At 52.7% G+C, this 15,701-nt stretch carries 15 protein-coding genes and 1 rRNA gene; 9 read left to right on the top strand and 7 right to left on the bottom strand.

Annotation, left to right across the window (positions count from 1 at the left end):
• Positions 1–42 precede the first annotated feature (42 nt).
• The 4 genes from glnA (at position 43) to BM373_RS21545 (ending at position 4,418) form a co-directional block, all read left to right on the top strand.
• Entirely contained in the window at positions 43–1,452 is a 1,410-nt protein-coding gene (glnA, locus tag BM373_RS19150; RefSeq protein ID WP_090465105.1) for a glutamate--ammonia ligase, read from the top strand.
• 264 nt (positions 1,453–1,716) lie between these two features.
• A complete protein-coding gene (gene glnL / locus BM373_RS19145; RefSeq protein WP_090465103.1) occupies positions 1,717–2,766 on the top strand; it encodes a nitrogen regulation protein NR(II) in 1,050 nt (349 codons plus the stop codon).
• 8 nt (positions 2,767–2,774) lie between these two features.
• Positions 2,775–4,184, top strand: a complete 1,410-nt coding sequence (glnG, locus tag BM373_RS19140) for a nitrogen regulation protein NR(I) (RefSeq protein WP_090465100.1) — start codon at positions 2,775–2,777, stop codon at positions 4,182–4,184.
• A 111-nt stretch (positions 4,185–4,295) separates the two neighbouring features.
• Positions 4,296–4,418: a YshB family small membrane protein gene (locus BM373_RS21545; RefSeq protein WP_143102686.1), complete on the top strand. Its 123-nt coding sequence runs from the start codon at positions 4,296–4,298 to the stop codon at positions 4,416–4,418.
• Positions 4,419–4,583: 165 nt separating this feature from the next.
• Here the strand turns inward: BM373_RS21545 and hemN are convergent, their stop codons facing one another.
• The gene (gene hemN, locus BM373_RS19135; RefSeq protein WP_090465097.1) at positions 4,584–5,957 is read right to left on the bottom strand and encodes an oxygen-independent coproporphyrinogen III oxidase; all 1,374 of its coding nucleotides are present in this window, start codon (positions 5,955–5,957) and stop codon (positions 4,584–4,586) included.
• A 186-nt stretch (positions 5,958–6,143) separates the two neighbouring features.
• On the bottom strand, positions 6,144–6,662 hold the full coding sequence (gene yihI / locus BM373_RS19130; RefSeq protein WP_090465095.1) for a Der GTPase-activating protein YihI: 519 nt from the start codon (positions 6,660–6,662) through the stop codon (positions 6,144–6,146).
• A gap of 585 nt (positions 6,663–7,247) precedes the next feature.
• Between yihI and yihA the strand changes: the two genes are divergently transcribed.
• Positions 7,248–7,874: a ribosome biogenesis GTP-binding protein YihA/YsxC gene (gene yihA / locus BM373_RS19120; RefSeq protein WP_090465392.1), complete on the top strand. Its 627-nt coding sequence runs from the start codon at positions 7,248–7,250 to the stop codon at positions 7,872–7,874.
• Positions 7,875–8,169: 295 nt separating this feature from the next.
• Here the strand turns inward: yihA and polA are convergent, their stop codons facing one another.
• Positions 8,170–10,956: a DNA polymerase I gene (polA, locus tag BM373_RS19115; RefSeq protein ID WP_090465090.1), complete on the bottom strand. Its 2,787-nt coding sequence runs from the start codon at positions 10,954–10,956 to the stop codon at positions 8,170–8,172.
• Positions 10,957–10,992: 36 nt separating this feature from the next.
• Between polA and BM373_RS21885 the strand changes: the two genes are divergently transcribed.
• Positions 10,993–11,118, top strand: a complete 126-nt coding sequence (locus tag BM373_RS21885) for a hypothetical protein (RefSeq protein WP_256214698.1) — start codon at positions 10,993–10,995, stop codon at positions 11,116–11,118.
• A gap of 252 nt (positions 11,119–11,370) precedes the next feature.
• A complete protein-coding gene (locus BM373_RS19110) occupies positions 11,371–12,279 on the top strand; it encodes an acyltransferase (RefSeq protein ID WP_090465088.1) in 909 nt (302 codons plus the stop codon).
• Positions 12,280–12,292: 13 nt separating this feature from the next.
• Here the strand turns inward: BM373_RS19110 and dsbA are convergent, their stop codons facing one another.
• The 3 genes from dsbA to BM373_RS19095 form a co-directional block, all read right to left on the bottom strand.
• Entirely contained in the window at positions 12,293–12,916 is a 624-nt protein-coding gene (gene dsbA / locus BM373_RS19105) for a thiol:disulfide interchange protein DsbA (RefSeq protein ID WP_090465085.1), read from the bottom strand.
• Positions 12,917–12,943: 27 nt separating this feature from the next.
• Positions 12,944–13,930, bottom strand: coding sequence for a serine/threonine protein kinase (locus tag BM373_RS19100; protein ID WP_090465082.1), 987 nt, complete (start codon positions 13,928–13,930; stop codon positions 12,944–12,946).
• Positions 13,931–14,006: 76 nt separating this feature from the next.
• The gene (locus tag BM373_RS19095; RefSeq protein WP_090465079.1) at positions 14,007–14,276 is read right to left on the bottom strand and encodes a YihD family protein; all 270 of its coding nucleotides are present in this window, start codon (positions 14,274–14,276) and stop codon (positions 14,007–14,009) included.
• A gap of 70 nt (positions 14,277–14,346) precedes the next feature.
• Between BM373_RS19095 and mobA the strand changes: the two genes are divergently transcribed.
• Positions 14,347–14,931 carry a molybdenum cofactor guanylyltransferase MobA gene (gene mobA, locus BM373_RS19090; protein ID WP_090465077.1) on the top strand — a complete coding sequence of 195 codons (585 nt, stop codon included), beginning with the start codon at positions 14,347–14,349 and terminating at the stop codon, positions 14,929–14,931.
• Entirely contained in the window at positions 14,928–15,431 is a 504-nt protein-coding gene (mobB, locus tag BM373_RS19085) for a molybdopterin-guanine dinucleotide biosynthesis protein MobB (RefSeq protein ID WP_090465389.1), read from the top strand. The genes mobA and mobB overlap by 4 nt, the downstream gene beginning before the upstream one ends.
• A 103-nt stretch (positions 15,432–15,534) precedes the next feature.
• Here mobB and rrf read toward each other — a convergent pair.
• Positions 15,535–15,650, bottom strand: a 5S ribosomal RNA gene (gene rrf / locus BM373_RS19080).
• Between the last annotated feature and the right edge of the window lie 51 nt (positions 15,651–15,701).

Genomic DNA, 15,701 nt, shown 5'->3' with positions numbered 1-15,701 from the left:
TCGTTACCACGACGACAATGACCAAATCCGGGAGAGTTAAGTATGTCCGCTGAACACGTTTTGACGATGCTGAATGAACATGAAGTGAAGTTTGTTGATCTGCGCTTCACTGACACCAAAGGTAAAGAACAGCACGTCACTATTCCTGCTCACCAGGTAAATGCCGAATTCTTTGAAGAAGGCAAAATGTTTGACGGCTCCTCGATTGGTGGCTGGAAAGGTATCAACGAATCCGACATGGTTCTGATGCCGGATGCGACCACCGCTGTCATTGACCCGTTCTACGAAGAATCTACGCTGATCATCCGTTGCGATATCCTGGAACCAGGTACTTTCCAGGGCTATGACCGTGACCCGCGCTCCATCGCGAAACGCGCTGAAGAATACCTGCGTTCAACCGGCATCGCAGACACCGTTCTGTTCGGGCCAGAACCAGAATTCTTCCTGTTTGACGACATCCGTTTCGGCAGCTCCATCTCTGGTTCCCACGTTGCTATCGATGATATCGAAGGCGCATGGAACACCGGCACCAAATACGAAGGCGGCAACAAAGGCCACCGTCCGGCTGTGAAAGGCGGTTACTTCCCGGTGCCACCGGTTGACTCCGCGCAGGACCTGCGTTCCACCATGTGTCTGGTGATGGAAGAGATGGGCCTGGTGGTTGAAGCTCACCACCACGAAGTGGCAACCGCTGGTCAGAACGAAGTGGCTACCCGCTTCAACACCATGACCAAAAAAGCTGACGAAATTCAGATTTACAAATATGTGGTACACAACGTTGCTCACCGCTTCGGTAAAACCGCGACCTTTATGCCGAAACCGATGTTCGGTGATAACGGTTCCGGTATGCACTGCCACATGTCTCTGTCCAAGAACGGTACCAACCTGTTCTCTGGCGACAAATATGCAGGTCTGTCTGAGCAGGCGCTGTTTTACATTGGCGGCGTAATCAAACACGCTAAAGCCATTAACGCCCTGTCTAACCCAACCACCAACTCCTACAAGCGTCTGGTCCCGGGCTACGAAGCACCGGTTATGCTGGCTTACTCTGCCCGTAACCGTTCTGCCTCTATCCGTATTCCGGTGGTGGCGTCTCCGAAAGCACGTCGTATCGAAGTGCGCTTCCCGGACCCGGCTGCTAACCCGTACCTGTGCTTCGCAGCGCTGCTGATGGCTGGTCTGGATGGTATCAAGAACAAAATCCACCCGGGCGAAGCAATGGACAAAAACCTGTACGATCTGCCGCCGGAAGAAGCCGCAGAGATCCCACAGGTTGCAGGCTCTCTGGAAGAAGCACTGAATGCGCTGGACGCAGACCGTGAGTTCCTGACTGCCGGTGGCGTGTTCACCGACGACGCAATCGATGCTTACATCGCCCTGCGTATCGAAGAAAACGATCGCGTGCGCATGACGCCGCACCCGGTAGAGTTCGAGCTGTACTACAGCGTTTAAGTAAATTAAGACTCGGTGAATTTCTTGTCGCAGCAAGGCGGCAACTGAGTGAATCTTCGGGAGCATAGGCAACTATGTGACCGGAGTGAACGAAGGCAGCCAACGCAGCAGCGGCGAGAAAGACGCCAGAGGATTTTTGTTGCCGTGGAACTTTAGCCCATCCCAGGATGGGCTTTTTTCTCCGCGAACATCGCGTGTTTCCGCACATTTCATCTACTTACGCTTATAATGCACTGTATTGGTGCAAACTAAGGAGACTGCTGAATGGCAACTGGCACCCTGCCCGATGCTGGGCAGATCCTCAATTCTTTGATCAACAGCATCTTGCTGGTCGACGATGAACTGGCAGTCCATTATGCGAACCCCGCCGCACAACAGTTGCTGGCCCAAAGTTCGCGCAAACTGTTTGGCACACCGTTGCCAGAACTCCTGAGCTATTTTTCACTGAACATTGGCCTGATGCAGGAAAGTCTGCAAGCCGGGCAAGGGTTTACGGATAACGAAGTGACCCTGGTGATTGATGGCCGATCGCACATTCTTTCCCTGACCGCACAACGGCTGCCTGAGGGCCTGATCCTGCTGGAGATGGCACCGATGGACAACCAGCGGCGTTTGAGTCAGGAGCAGTTGCAGCACGCCCAGCAGGTCGCCGCGCGCGATTTGGTGCGTGGGCTGGCACATGAAATTAAAAACCCGCTCGGCGGATTGCGCGGTGCGGCGCAACTGTTGAGTAAAGCCCTGCCCGATCCCTCGCTGCTGGAATACACCAAAGTGATTATCGAGCAGGCCGACCGGCTGCGTAATCTGGTGGACAGGTTACTGGGGCCGCAACAGCCGGGAATGCACGTCACAGAAAGCATTCATAAAGTGGCCGAACGGGTGGTGAAACTGGTGTCGATGGAGTTGCCGGAGAATGTCACGCTAATCCGCGACTACGATCCGAGTCTGCCAGAACTGCCGCACGATCCCGACCAGATTGAACAAGTTTTACTGAATATCGTGCGCAATGCGTTGCAGGCGCTGGGGCCGGAAGGTGGCGAAATTATTCTGCGCACCCGCACCGCCTTCCAGTTAACGCTGCACGGCGTGCGCTATCGCCTGGCGGCACGTATTGATATCGAAGATAACGGGCCGGGCATACCGTCGTATTTGCAGGACACGCTGTTTTACCCGATGGTCAGTGGCCGCGAAGGTGGCACCGGGTTGGGATTATCTATCGCCCGTAATTTGATTGATCAACATTCCGGCAAAATTGAATTCACCAGTTGGCCGGGGCATACCGAATTCTCGGTATTCCTGCCGATTCGGAAGTAGAGGTGTTTATGCAACGAGGGATAGTCTGGATCGTTGATGACGATAGCTCCATCCGTTGGGTGCTTGAACGCGCGCTCACCGGGGCTGGCTTGAGTTGTACAACGTTTGAAAATGGCAATGAAGTGCTTGATGCGCTGACCACCAAAACCCCGGATGTACTGCTGTCGGATATTCGGATGCCGGGAATGGACGGGCTGGCGCTGCTTAAACAAATTAAACAGCGTCATCCGATGCTCCCGGTCATCATTATGACCGCGCATTCCGATCTGGATGCCGCCGTAAGCGCCTATCAGCAAGGGGCGTTTGATTATCTGCCGAAACCTTTTGATATTGATGAAGCGGTTGCGCTGGTCGAGCGGGCAATCAGTCACTATCAGGAGCAACAGCAGCCGCGCAACGTGCAGGTTTTCGGCCCGACCGCCGACATCATTGGCGAAGCGCCTGCCATGCAGGATGTGTTTCGCATCATCGGGCGTTTATCCCGCTCGTCGATTAGCGTGTTGATCAATGGCGAATCCGGTACCGGTAAAGAGCTGGTCGCCCATGCGTTGCATCGCCACAGCCCGCGTGTGAAAGCGCCATTTATCGCGCTGAACATGGCGGCGATCCCGAAAGATTTGATTGAATCCGAACTGTTCGGCCATGAAAAAGGCGCATTTACCGGGGCGAACACCATTCGCCAGGGGCGCTTTGAGCAGGCCGATGGCGGCACGCTGTTTCTTGATGAAATCGGTGATATGCCGCTGGATGTGCAGACGCGTTTACTCCGCGTGCTGGCGGACGGGCAGTTTTACCGCGTCGGCGGCTATGCGCCGGTCAAAGTGGATGTGCGCATTATTGCCGCCACGCACCAGAATCTGGAGCTGCGCGTACAGGAAGGAAAATTCCGCGAGGATTTATTCCACCGCCTGAACGTGATCCGCGTCCACCTGCCACCGCTACGCGAGCGTCGGGAAGATATCCCCCGGCTGGCGCGGCATTTTTTGCAGGTGGCAGCGCGTGAGCTGGGAGTAGAAGCCAAACTCCTGCACCCGGAAACCGAAGCGGCACTGACGCGCCTGGCCTGGCCGGGTAACGTTCGTCAGCTTGAGAACACCTGTCGCTGGTTGACGGTAATGGCGGCCGGTCAGGAAGTGCTGATTCAGGATCTGCCGGGGGAACTGTTTGAAACCACACTTCCCGATAGCCCGTCACAGACGCTGCCCGACAGCTGGGCGACGCTGCTGGCACAGTGGGCAGACAGGGCGCTGCGTTCCGGTCATCAAAACCTGCTTTCAGAGGCGCAACCGGAGATGGAGCGTACATTGCTGACCACCGCGCTGCGCCACACGCAGGGACACAAACAGGAAGCGGCTCGCCTGCTCGGATGGGGACGTAATACTCTGACGCGCAAGCTAAAAGAGCTGGGTATGGAGTGATGACTGAGGTGAATGTAAAGATTGAATTGTGAGCGCAAATTGCTGCTATTTTGCGCTTTACTGTTCCGATGAGTTCAGTATGATCGTGCGCGTTCACGCGGGAGAGAGATCATGCTGGAATCTATTATTCACTTTGTTTCAAACGGTGCAGAAGTCGGCGCGGCTGCCAGCCAGACACCGCATACGGCACTGGCTGCGGTGTTGTGCGCAGCGCTGGTTGGGCTGTTTAGTTAGTTGCGGGGGCGGTCCCCTCACCCCGGCCCTCTCCCCCAGGGAGAGGGAGAAAGGCAAGCCGGTGCCCGATTCATCCCCTCTCCCCAGGGAGAGGAGTAAGGGTTAGTCAGTGCTCGATCCGTCCCCTCTCCCCAGGGGAGAGGGCCAGGGTGAGGGGGCCCTTCCTCAAATCACCCGCGAAAACTGCTGCATCCGCGCTTTCTGGCGCAAGTACGCGTCAAAGCACATGCAGATGTTACGAATCAACAGGCGGCCTTTTGCCGTAACCTGAATACCCTTCTCATCCACGTCCACCAGCCCGTCTTTGGCCAGCGGTGCGAGCAGTTTCAAATCCTCTGCAAAATAATCCAGGAAATCGAGATCCCACGCATTTTCAACGGCGGCAAAATCCAGGCGGAAGTTGCAGATCAGCGCCTTAATGACGTCGCGGCGGATCTGGTCGTCCCGGGTTAAAGCAATCCCGCGCCACAGCGCGTTGCCCGTTTCATCTACCTGCTGATAATAGTACTTCAGCTCTTTCTGGTTTTGCGCGTAGCAGTCGCCAATCATGCTGATGGCGGAAACGCCCATCCCGAGTAGATCGGTATCGCCCTGGGTAGTGTAGCCCTGGAAATTACGGTGCAGCACGCCTTCACGTTGCGCCACCGCCAGTTCATCGTCCGGGCGGGCAAAGTGATCCATGCCGATAAACTGATAGCCCGTGGCGATTAACGAAGTGATGGTTTCCTGGAGAATATCCAGTTTCTGCTGGGCGGAAGGCAGGTCGGCGTCTTTGATTTTACGCTGAGCGGCAAACAGCGTCGGCAAATGCGCATAGTTAAAGACGCTGAGCCTGTCCGGGTTTAACTCCGCCACCCGTTTCAGGGTAAACGCAAAACTTTCCGGCGTTTGCTTCGGCAGGCCATAGATCAGATCGATATTAGTCGAGGTGAAACCGATCTCGCGCGCATGGTTAATCAGAGCAAAGATAAAATCTTCATCCTGCTCGCGATTTACCAGACGCTGCACTTCTTTATTGAAGTCCTGCACGCCCATGCTCAGGCGGTTAAATCCTTCCGCCCGTAGGTGGTCGAGCACATCCAGTTCGATTTCACGCGGATCGACTTCAATAGAGATTTCCGCATCAGCGTTGAAAGCAAAATGGCTGCGCAGCAGACTCATCAGACGGCTGATTTGCGCTTTGTTGAGATAGGTCGGCGTACCGCCACCCCAGTGCAACTGGCTGACGTGACGCCCGGCAAACAGCGGCGCACGGTGGACAATCTCCTGCTCCAGCGCATCCAGATACTGATCGGCTTTATGCTGCTGGCGGGTAACGATTTTATTGCAGCCACAGAAGTAGCAAAGTTTGTGGCAGAACGGGATATGCACGTAGAGCGACAGCGGGCGCTCAGGATAGCGCGCGACGGCCTGCAAAAATTCGGACTCGCCAAAGGATTCAGCAAACTCCAGCGCGGTCGGGTATGAGGTATAACGCGGCCCGGAATAGTTATATTTCTGGATCAGGGCCAGATCCCAGTCGATTAACTGCGAAGACATGCTCACTCCTTACGATGATGCCGCAGGCGTGTCCGGCGGCCCGGCCTGACCGCATTACGGGTCAATAGCCGGTTGCGCAGCCGTTTTTGCTGCTGCGACAACCGCCGTAGTTTAACGAATAACCACGCCAGATAACATATAACCGGAAGGGTTATAAGCAGGATGGGTAAACCCATGCTCTGACCGTTAGTCGTTGCCCTTAAGCAGGCGCATCAGGTCTTCTTTTTTCTCTTCCTCTTCCTCTTCTTCCTCATCATCCCAGGAGAGGCCGAGCTGCTGCATCAGTTCATCAATGCGGTCGAGTTTTGCATCTACCCACGCCTGATCTTCGGCACTCAGGGTTGCGCCCTCTTCCAGACGCTCCAGAAGCCCGTCCAGGCGCTCATCCGATTCCAGCATATCCAACTCAGCCTGCGGTGAAAGCATAGGTTTCTCGCTCTTAGGTTTGTGCTGACGGGTGACCGGGGCGCTATTACTCACGCCTAACGGCACCGGGGTTTTACTGCCAATACGGGGATCTTTTTGCACGCCTTTACCGCGAGAGCCTGCCGCATTTTCACTGCCGGTCGCACGACTGCCAGCAGCATTGCCACGGTGTTTTTTCTGGCGCTTGCGGTCGCGGGCTTCCTGATTTATTTCTTCGCGTGTTTTACGGCGCGATTTACCAGGGCTTTTAGCGCGTGGAGCAGTTGTCGGTTTATTCATAATATGGGGGTCTTAAGCCGTTTTATTCAGTATAGAATTGCGGCGGAATCTAGCAGAAAGCAAGCAAAGAAAAAAGGCGACAGAGTAATCTGTCGCCTTTTTTCTTAACTCTCCACCCGAAACGGGTTCAACTGTCCGTGTTTGCCTGCAACTCGCCCTGTCTGTCCTTTGGCGTGGAACGTTCCTTGTTACAATCCTTTTCCCTGTTAAAACGTCTCCTGACGTTTGTCATCCTGACAGATCCGCGTCTTCGCCTCCTGGCGCTCCTGACCCTTATCCGTAAGTTCATGTCCTTTGGCGTCCTCGCCTTTGACAACTACTTTACCTTTTTAGCGTAATCTCACAACCCATAATCAGGCGAAAAAGCGAGAATTAAGAAAATTCTATAAAGCAAAAACCCATAATTACAATGGGTTAATAAAAACGGACTCTGCAACTATTCTGAAATGTCCCTAACCCGCAATGGCAAAAGTCTCACAATAACCATGGCTATTTTAGGCGGGAATGCATTGATGGTGAGAAAACCAGCCTTTTCCCGGCGTTCAGGTATAATCCCCCAAAGCTTTATTTATGGAGACGACCGCTTTGACTAACCTGAATTACCACCAGACGCATTTTGTCACCAGTGCGCCTGATATTCGCCACTTACCTTCCGACACTGGAATAGAAGTGGCATTTGCTGGCCGTTCCAATGCGGGAAAATCGAGTGCGCTTAATACGCTGACGAATCAGAAAAGCCTCGCCCGCACCTCAAAAACGCCAGGACGTACGCAGCTTATCAACCTGTTCCAGGTTGCTGAGGGCAAACGACTTGTTGACCTTCCCGGCTATGGTTATGCCGAAGTCCCGGAAGAGATGAAAATTAAATGGCAGAAAGCACTAGGCGAGTACCTGGAAAAACGACAGTGCCTGCAGGGTGTGGTGATCCTGATGGATATTCGCCACCCGCTTAAAGATCTCGATCAGCAGATGATCCGCTGGGCAGTTGAGAGTGAAATTCAGGTGCTGGTATTACTGACCAAAGCCGATAAGCTCGCGAGCGGGGCGCGCAAAGCGCAGGTCAATATGGTGCGTGAAGCGGTGCTGGCGTTCAATGGTGATGTGCAGGTAGAAGCGTTTTCATCGCTGAAAAAACTGGGCGTCGATAAACTTCGTCAGAAGCTGGACACCTGGTTTAACGATCTGCCACCGGTCGAAGAAACCGAAGAGTAATATGAATCGCGGCGCTTGCCGCGCTTTCTTTTACGCAATAAAAAACGCCCCAGTCATAACTGACTGGGGCGGCTAAAATATTCAGCCAAATCCGATTACGTGAAGTAAAAGGTCTGAAAGATAGAACATCTTACCTCTGTACCCTACGTCTTTAACTCTACTCTTTTTTCAGAAAGACACAAAGTGCTTTTTGTAGTTTTTTTTCATTCTTTACATAGCGAATTCTAATGGTTGTCACAAAAATCGCTGAGTTATGTTGTTTACTTACATAAATAGCCTGTTAATCATTGAACGCTTAGTGCGCCTGATCCCAGTTTTCACCGACACCGACTTCCACCAGCAACGGCACATCCAGCTTTGTGCTGTTCTCCATCAGTTCATGGATCTTCTTAGAAACCGCGTCAACATCATCGCGATGAACTTCAAACACCAGTTCATCGTGAACCTGCATGATCATCCGCACGCGGGGTTTTTCGCTTTCCAGCCAGCTATCTACCGCAATCATGGCGCGTTTAATGATGTCTGCGGCAGTACCCTGCATCGGCGCATTTATCGCAGCACGTTCGGCACCCGCGCGGCGCGCGGCATTACTGGATTTGATGTCCGGTAAATAAAGACGACGCCCTTCCAGCGTTTCAACGTAACCCTGCTCTTTCGCCTGAGTCCGCGTACGTTCCATATAATCCCGCACGCCAGGGTAGCGTTCAAAATAGAGATCCATGTACTTTTGCGACTCTTTACGCGGGATATTGAGCTGGCGCGACAGACCAAAAGCGCTCATACCGTAGATCAGGCCAAAGTTAATCGCTTTAGCACTGCGGCGCTGTTCATTCGACACGCTGTCTACCGGCATGCCAAAAACTTCCGCTGCCGTAGCGCGGTGAATATCCTGGCCTTCAGCAAAGGCGGAGAGCAGGCCTTTATCGCGTGACAAATGCGCCATGATGCGCAGTTCGATTTGCGAATAGTCCGCCGAGACGATGACGTAATCTTCCGGAGCGATAAACGCCTGACGAATACGACGACCTTCTTCATTACGCACCGGAATGTTTTGCAGGTTGGGATCGGTGGATGACAAACGCCCGGTAGCGGTTACCGCCTGATGATAAGAGGTATGCACGCGTCCGGTTTTCGGATTGATCATCAGCGGCAGTTTGTCGGTATAGGTCGATTTCAGCTTCGACAGACCGCGATGCTCCAGGATAACTTTTGGCAACGGGTAATCCAGCGCCAGTTCCTCAAGCACTTCTTCTGAAGTGGACGGCGCACCGCCAGGGGTTTTCTTCAGCGGTTTAATCCCTTGTTTCTCAAACAGAATAGTTTGCAGCTGTTTGGTTGAAGCAAGGTTAAACGGCTCGCCCGCTATCTCGTGGGCCTTCTTCTCAAGCTCCGCCAGACGCAGGGTGATTTCACCAGAATGCTTATGCAGCACGGCGGGATCGATTTTCACCCCGTTGCGTTCCACACGCGACAGCACGGGCACCAGCGGCATCTCGATATTCTCGAAGATATTCAGCGGGCCTTTGTGCTGTTGCAGCTTCGGCCACATTTTCAGATGCAGTTGCAGCGTGACGTCCGCATCCTCGGCGGCATAATGCCCGGCTTCTTCCAGCGCGATCTGGTTAAATGTCAGCTGATTTTTGCCCTTCCCGGCGATCTGTTCAAACGTGACGGTTTGATGCTTCAGCCAGCGTTCGGACAGGCTGTCCATATCATGACGCCCGGCGACGCTGTCGAGAATGTAGGATTCGAGCATGGTATCAAACGCAATCCCGCGCAGTTCGATGCCGTAATTTTGCAGAATACCGCGATCGAACTTCAGGTTCTGACCGACCTTGAGCACAGACTTATCTTCGAGAAGCGGTGTGAGCAACGCCAGTGCGCGCTCGCGGGAGATTTGTTCCGGCGCATCCAGATAATCATGGGCGACCGGAATATAGGCGGCCTGGCCAGGTTCGACGGCAAAGGAGAGACCGACCAGGTTGGCGCTGACATTATCCAGGCTGTCCGTTTCGGTATCGAAAGCAATCACCGGCGCTTTTTTCAGGCGTGCAATCCACTCGGTGAGCGTCTTTTCATCAAGGATCGTGACGTAGTGTTCAGACGAGAGCGCAGTAGCCGGCTCCTCATCTTCCTCAACAACAACAGGCGCTTCCAGGGGTTTAGCGGCCGCTTTTGCCCCTCTACCTTGCAGCCATTTCCCCGCTTCAACATCTGCCGTCCAGCGCTTAAATTCATAGCGTTTAAACAGGTCGAGCAACGCTTCAGCGGCAGGCTGCTGAACTTCAAGTTGATCGCAGGTCAGTTCCAGTTCAACGTCCGTTTTAATGGTGGCGAGCTGGTAAGAGAGATAAGCCACCTCTTTATTTTGCTCAAGTTTTGCCGCCATGGTTTTCGCGCCACGGAATGTCAGACCGGCAATTTTATCGGCTTCGGCATAGAGCGTGTCCAGCCCGCCAAGCCCTTGCAACAGTGCCTGCGCGGTTTTCTCACCCACGCCCGGAACGCCGGGAATGTTATCGGAGGAGTCACCCATCAACGCCAGGAAGTCGATAATCAGTTCAGGCGGTACGCCGTATTTATTCACCACCTCTTCCGGGCCAAGGATGGTATTGGTCATGGTGTTGATCAGTGTGATGCCCGGCGTCACCAGTTGCGCCATGTCTTTATCGCCGGTACTGATCAGCACAGGTCGGCCCATCTTTTCGGCTTCTCGCGCCAGCGTGCCAATGACGTCATCGGCTTCAACGCCGGACACAGCCATCAGCGGCAGACCCATAGCCTTCACCATCGCATGCAGCGGTTCGATTTGCGCGCGCAGGTCGTCAGGCATCGGTGGGCGATGAGATTTATAATGCTCAAACAGTTCGTCACGGAACGTTTTCCCTTTTGCATCAAAGACCACCACAGCGTGCGTAGGCTGATACTGCAGGAGCAGGCTTCTGAGCATATTCAGAACACCGTACATCGCGCCGGTTGGCTCACCCATGCTATTTGTCAGCGGTGGAAACGCGTGGTAGGCACGATAAAGGTAAGAAGAGCCGTCAACGAGGATAAGTGGGTTTTCTGGGATCTGAACCATAATGTCCGGGCCTGTTTGTCTGTTTATGGGTAAAGGATGCCACAGACCGACCAAAAACTTGAGTTTTTCACGGTAATTGCCGGAAAAGATTTCTGGATCCTCGGGATCGCCCGCACTCTTAACCTGTGGATAAGTTTGTGGGTTATTTCTTATTGCCTGTAAAGTTGCACACTTTTCGTCATCATATCTTTTAAATTAACCTTTTATTTCAAGGTGATAACAATAACACTTTGGTACTTATTGCGGATCGATGACAATTTACTCCATGTGGATATAAGCAACGGCAATTGTTTTTTATTTGCCTTCAGCGCCCTCTGTCACGTTTCGTCCATCCTGAAGGGTATTTTCTGATAAAATCAGCGCCCTCCGCTTATTCTCAGCGACTTTAATTGCTAACTGCCTGAATATTTTATTATGTCGAGATTACGTGCGGCGTTCACTTTACTGTTGAGTGTTGCTCTAACTATTTTGGTTACTGTCCTGTGCTCCGTGCCGATTATTCTTGCCGGTCTGATTAAAATCCTGCTGCCGATACCTGGCGTATGGCGCGCCGTATCAACCTTTTGTCATTTCATGATGTACGGCTGGTGCGCCGGGTTGGCTGCTTTACTGCATCTGAACCCGCACCTGAAATGGGATGTTCAGGGGCTTGAGGGGTTGAATAAAAGAAACTGGTATTTACTGATTTGTAATCACCATAGCTGGGCTGACATCGTGGTGTTATGTGTGATTCTGCGTAAATGCATCCCCATGAATAAATACTTTCTTAAACAACAACTGGCCTGGATACCCTTTATTGGGTTCGCGTGTTGGGCACTGGATATGCCGTTTATGCGGCGTTATTCCCGGAGTTATTTATTACGCCACCCGGAGCGACGGGGTAAGGATGTTGAAACCACCCGACGCTCCTGTGAAAAATTTAGCAGACAGCCCACGACGATAGTGAATTTCGTGGAAGGCTCGCGCTTTACGGAAGAAAAGCGCCTGCAGACGCATTCGCCATTCAGAAATTTACTTCCGCCAAAAGCGGCGGGGATCGCCATGGCGCTGAATGTCCTGGGTGGGCAGTTTGATAAATTGCTCAATGTAACGCTGTGCTACCCGGAAAACGATCGCCAGCCTTTTCACGATATGCTGACCGGCAAGCTCACACGTATTGTGGTGCGCGTGGATCTTTTACCTGTCACGCAGGCGTTGCATGGGGATTACATTAACGATCGCGTTTTTAAGCGCAGCTTTCAGCAATGGCTGAGCGATCGGTGGACAGAGAAAGACCAACTTATTGACGCTATAAAAGCGGAATACAAAAACGCCGGTCATTGACCGGCGTTTTTATTTATTTCTGCGCAATCAGGAATTTGACGGCATCAGCATATTGCTGGACAAAAATATCCATGCTGCTGGCATCCATTCCTTGCGGGTTAAGCTGGTATTTACCGTTAACAAACATGGCCGGAACACCACGAAGCTGAACATCTGCGGCAGCTTTTTCTTGTTGAGCTACCAGAGATTTCACGACGAAGCTGTTCCAGGCCGCGTCATATTCTTCACCCTTTACGCCTGCATCAACAAATACCTGACGGATATCAGCAACGCTCTGGACGGTTTGCGTTTTTTGTACGGCTTCAAACATAGGAGCGGTAATTTTATCTTCTACGCCCAGCGCAATGGCCACGGCCCATGCCTGCGTTAATTCTTTACCCAACGGGCCAAGGAACTCAACGTGATATTTGGTCATTTTAGTGCCTTCCGGCAGCTTTTCTTTTACCGTATCAGAGACATGCCAGACGCGTTCAAAGTCATAGCAATGCGGGCAATAAAATGAGAAAAACTCCAGCACCTGTGGCGCGCCCGCTACGGGAGTCTCCAGCGTGGTGTACTGTTTGCCTTCGGTAAACTGCGCTGCCGAAGCGCTAAATGCCAGAATAAGCCCAGCCAGCGCCAGCCAAATTTTTTTCATGGTTAACTCTCTCCTGAATAAATAAAATTAATACATTGGCGTTAATTGTAGAGGCGGTTCCCGCAGAACCTTTACCTGCTCGTTGAAGGTCGAAATTTGTTGCCGCCAGTAATCTTCACTGGTCAGCCAGGGGAAATTCCGCGGAAAAGCCGGATCTTCCCATCGCCTGATTAGCCAGGCAAGGTAGTACACCTGACGCATGGCGCGCAGAGGCTCAATAAGCGCGATCTCATCGGTATTGAACTCACTAAATTCTTCGTACGCTTCAATGATCATTTCCAGTTGCATACGCTGTTCAGCTTTATCGCCGTTTAACAGCATCCACAAATCCTGGATAGCCGGGCCGTTACGCGCATCATCAAGATCGACAAAAAGCGGCCCGTCGCGCCATAAGATGTTACCCGCATGGCAGTCACCATGCAGCCGAAGCCGGGTAAAGCGGTTATGCCATTGAGCCATAACAGCGTCAATAAGCGCATCGGTCGCGCCAAGAAACGCCTCTTTCAGGCCTGCCGGAATGAGGGCGGCATGCTCGAAAACCGTGCGCGGTTCGAGTAAATATTCCTGCACGCCGATATCTGGACGGTGGGTAAAACACGCCTTACGCCCGGTTTGATGCAGGCGGCCTAAATAGCGGCCCACCCATTCCATTTGATCGAGATTGTCAGATTCAAACTGACGACCACCGAGACTGGGAAAAACGGCGTAATAGAATCCCTGATGAGTGAGCAGCGTCTGGCCGTTAAATGCTATGGGCGCGGCTACGGGTACCTCATCGCTACGCAATTCTTCTGCAAACTGGTGCTCTTCGCGGATTTGATCGGCTGACCAGCGTTGGGGACGATAGAATTTGACGACAAAACGTCGGCGATCTTCGTCCTGAAACTGGTAGACGCGGTTTTCATAACTGTTAAGCGGGGTAAGACCGGAATCCACCCGAATTCCCTGCTCAAAGAGCGCATCCATGATGGTATCCGGGTGTAGCGTCTGGAAAGTAAAAGCGTTGTCGATCATCCCATCTTCCGGAAATTACTACGAATGATTCAGGATATCATTTCGTGGCGATTTCGGTTGTTCCGCTTACAAGCTTTTACTCTTTAATTACTCCGCGGGCGCGAAGCAGAGCCGTTTTAAAATCTTCTTCATAATCTTTTTGGATCCCGGGAATGACGGCGTCTTTCGCCGAGTCGCGCATTTTCAACTGATAGATCAGGATATCGTCAGAAAGGTCAGCCAGCTCACCTTCAAAGCCTGACTCCTGAGCAAGTTTCTGCAAAAATTGGATCAGGTTAAGCTCAGGTTCTTTCTGCCAGGCAGGCTGGAGGAGTTCAATGACTTCGTTCAGGCGTTTACATTTCATAATCCGTGCTCCTTACTCTTGAGAAAGACACGTTAGCAGGGTCATACCCACAATAAAAGAGGCGATAAAGGTGAATCTGGAGAGTGCGATTACGGGAGTGGTACTGGCAGGCGGTAAAGGCCGGCGAATGGGTGGGGCTGATAAAGGCTTGCTTGAGCTGAATGGGAAGCCTTTGTGGAAACATGTTGCCGATGCCCTTGCCTCACAGCTTGAAACGGTTGTGGTGAATGCTAATCGTCATCAGGAGATTTACCAGGCAAGCGGGTTGAAAGTGATCCAGGATTCTCTCGCTGATTTTCCCGGCCCGTTGGCGGGAATGCTGTCTGTCTTTTTGCAGCAGGATGGCGACTGGTTTTTGTTCTGCCCCTGCGATACCCCTTATATTCCTGACGATCTGGTCGCACGTTTACAGACTCTGCGTGAGGGTGCTCCCGTGGTATGGGTGCACGATGGCGAACGGGATCATCCGACCATCGCCCTGATTCATCGATCTGTACAGCCTCTATTGCAGGATTACCTGAAGTCAGGAGAGAGGCGGGTGATGGTTTTCATGCAGTTGGCCGGAGGGCATGCCGTTGATTTCAGTGATTGTAAGGGGGCATTTGTGAACGTGAATACACCCGAGGAGCTTGCGCGATGGCAGGAAAAAGCGTGATCCCCCTGCTCGCTATTGCAGCGTGGAGCGGGACGGGGAAAACTACCCTGCTCAAAAGATTAATTCCGCAATTATGTGCCAGCGGGATCCGCCCCGGTCTGATTAAGCATACTCATCACAATATGGATGTGGATACGCCGGGGAAGGACAGTTATGAGTTACGCAAAGCGGGTGCGGCGCAAACGCTGGTCGCCAGTCAGCAACGCTGGGCATTGATGACGGAAACACCGGAAGAGCCTGAGCTGGATTTAGCTTATCTGGTAAGCCGGATGGATGCTTCTGCTTTGGATATGGTGCTGGTTGAGGGTTTTAAACACGAAGCGGTGCCAAAGATTGTGCTTTTTCGTCAGGATTGTGGGCATAGCGTGGACGCGCTTACGCTTGATAAGCATGTCATTGCTGTTGCCAGCGACGTTCCGCTGGTAGTGGACGTTCCGCAATTAGATATTAATGATATACCGCAGATCACGGCATTTATTCTGCACTGGCTGGGGCGCTGAAGAGGTGGATTGTAGGCGGGATCGGGGGTGTGCGCTGCCCGCCGTCTGACGCGCAGAAACGCAAAAAGGCCATCCTTCCGGATGGCCTCTTCACTTGATTGATGCCTGGCAGTTCCCTACTCTCGCATGGGGAGACCCCACACTACCATCGGCGCTACGGCGTTTCACTTCTGAGTTCGGCATGGGGTCAGGTGGGACCGCCGCGCTAGTGCCGCCAGGCAAATTCTGTTATCAACACGTCCTGTGACCTGTTGATGGTATCTGTATCAG

Source organism: Enterobacter sp. kpr-6, from assembly GCF_900116015.1.
Lineage (GTDB): Bacteria > Pseudomonadota > Gammaproteobacteria > Enterobacterales > Enterobacteriaceae > Enterobacter_D.
Note: the sequence above shows the minus strand (reverse complement) of the source record. Positions and strands in the feature narration are given on the sequence as shown.

What these genes read in the sequence shown, in the direction of transcription:
- glnA (WP_090465105.1), top strand. Translation starts at nt 43, where the DNA reads ATGTCCGCTGAACACGTTTTGACGATGCTGAATGAACATGAAGTGAAG.
- glnL (WP_090465103.1), top strand. Translation starts at nt 1,717, where the DNA reads ATGGCAACTGGCACCCTGCCCGATGCTGGGCAGATCCTCAATTCTTTG.
- glnG (WP_090465100.1), top strand. Translation starts at nt 2,775, where the DNA reads ATGCAACGAGGGATAGTCTGGATCGTTGATGACGATAGCTCCATCCGT.
- BM373_RS21545 (WP_143102686.1), top strand. Translation starts at nt 4,296, where the DNA reads ATGCTGGAATCTATTATTCACTTTGTTTCAAACGGTGCAGAAGTCGGC.
- hemN (WP_090465097.1), bottom strand. Translation starts at nt 5,957, where the DNA reads ATGTCTTCGCAGTTAATCGACTGGGATCTGGCCCTGATCCAGAAATAT.
- yihI (WP_090465095.1), bottom strand. Translation starts at nt 6,662, where the DNA reads ATGAATAAACCGACAACTGCTCCACGCGCTAAAAGCCCTGGTAAATCG.
- polA (WP_090465090.1), bottom strand. Translation starts at nt 10,956, where the DNA reads ATGGTTCAGATCCCAGAAAACCCACTTATCCTCGTTGACGGCTCTTCT.
- BM373_RS21885 (WP_256214698.1), top strand. Translation starts at nt 10,993, where the DNA reads ATGCCACAGACCGACCAAAAACTTGAGTTTTTCACGGTAATTGCCGGA.
- BM373_RS19110 (WP_090465088.1), top strand. Translation starts at nt 11,371, where the DNA reads ATGTCGAGATTACGTGCGGCGTTCACTTTACTGTTGAGTGTTGCTCTA.
- dsbA (WP_090465085.1), bottom strand. Translation starts at nt 12,916, where the DNA reads ATGAAAAAAATTTGGCTGGCGCTGGCTGGGCTTATTCTGGCATTTAGC.
- BM373_RS19100 (WP_090465082.1), bottom strand. Translation starts at nt 13,930, where the DNA reads ATGATCGACAACGCTTTTACTTTCCAGACGCTACACCCGGATACCATC.
- BM373_RS19095 (WP_090465079.1), bottom strand. Translation starts at nt 14,276, where the DNA reads ATGAAATGTAAACGCCTGAACGAAGTCATTGAACTCCTCCAGCCTGCC.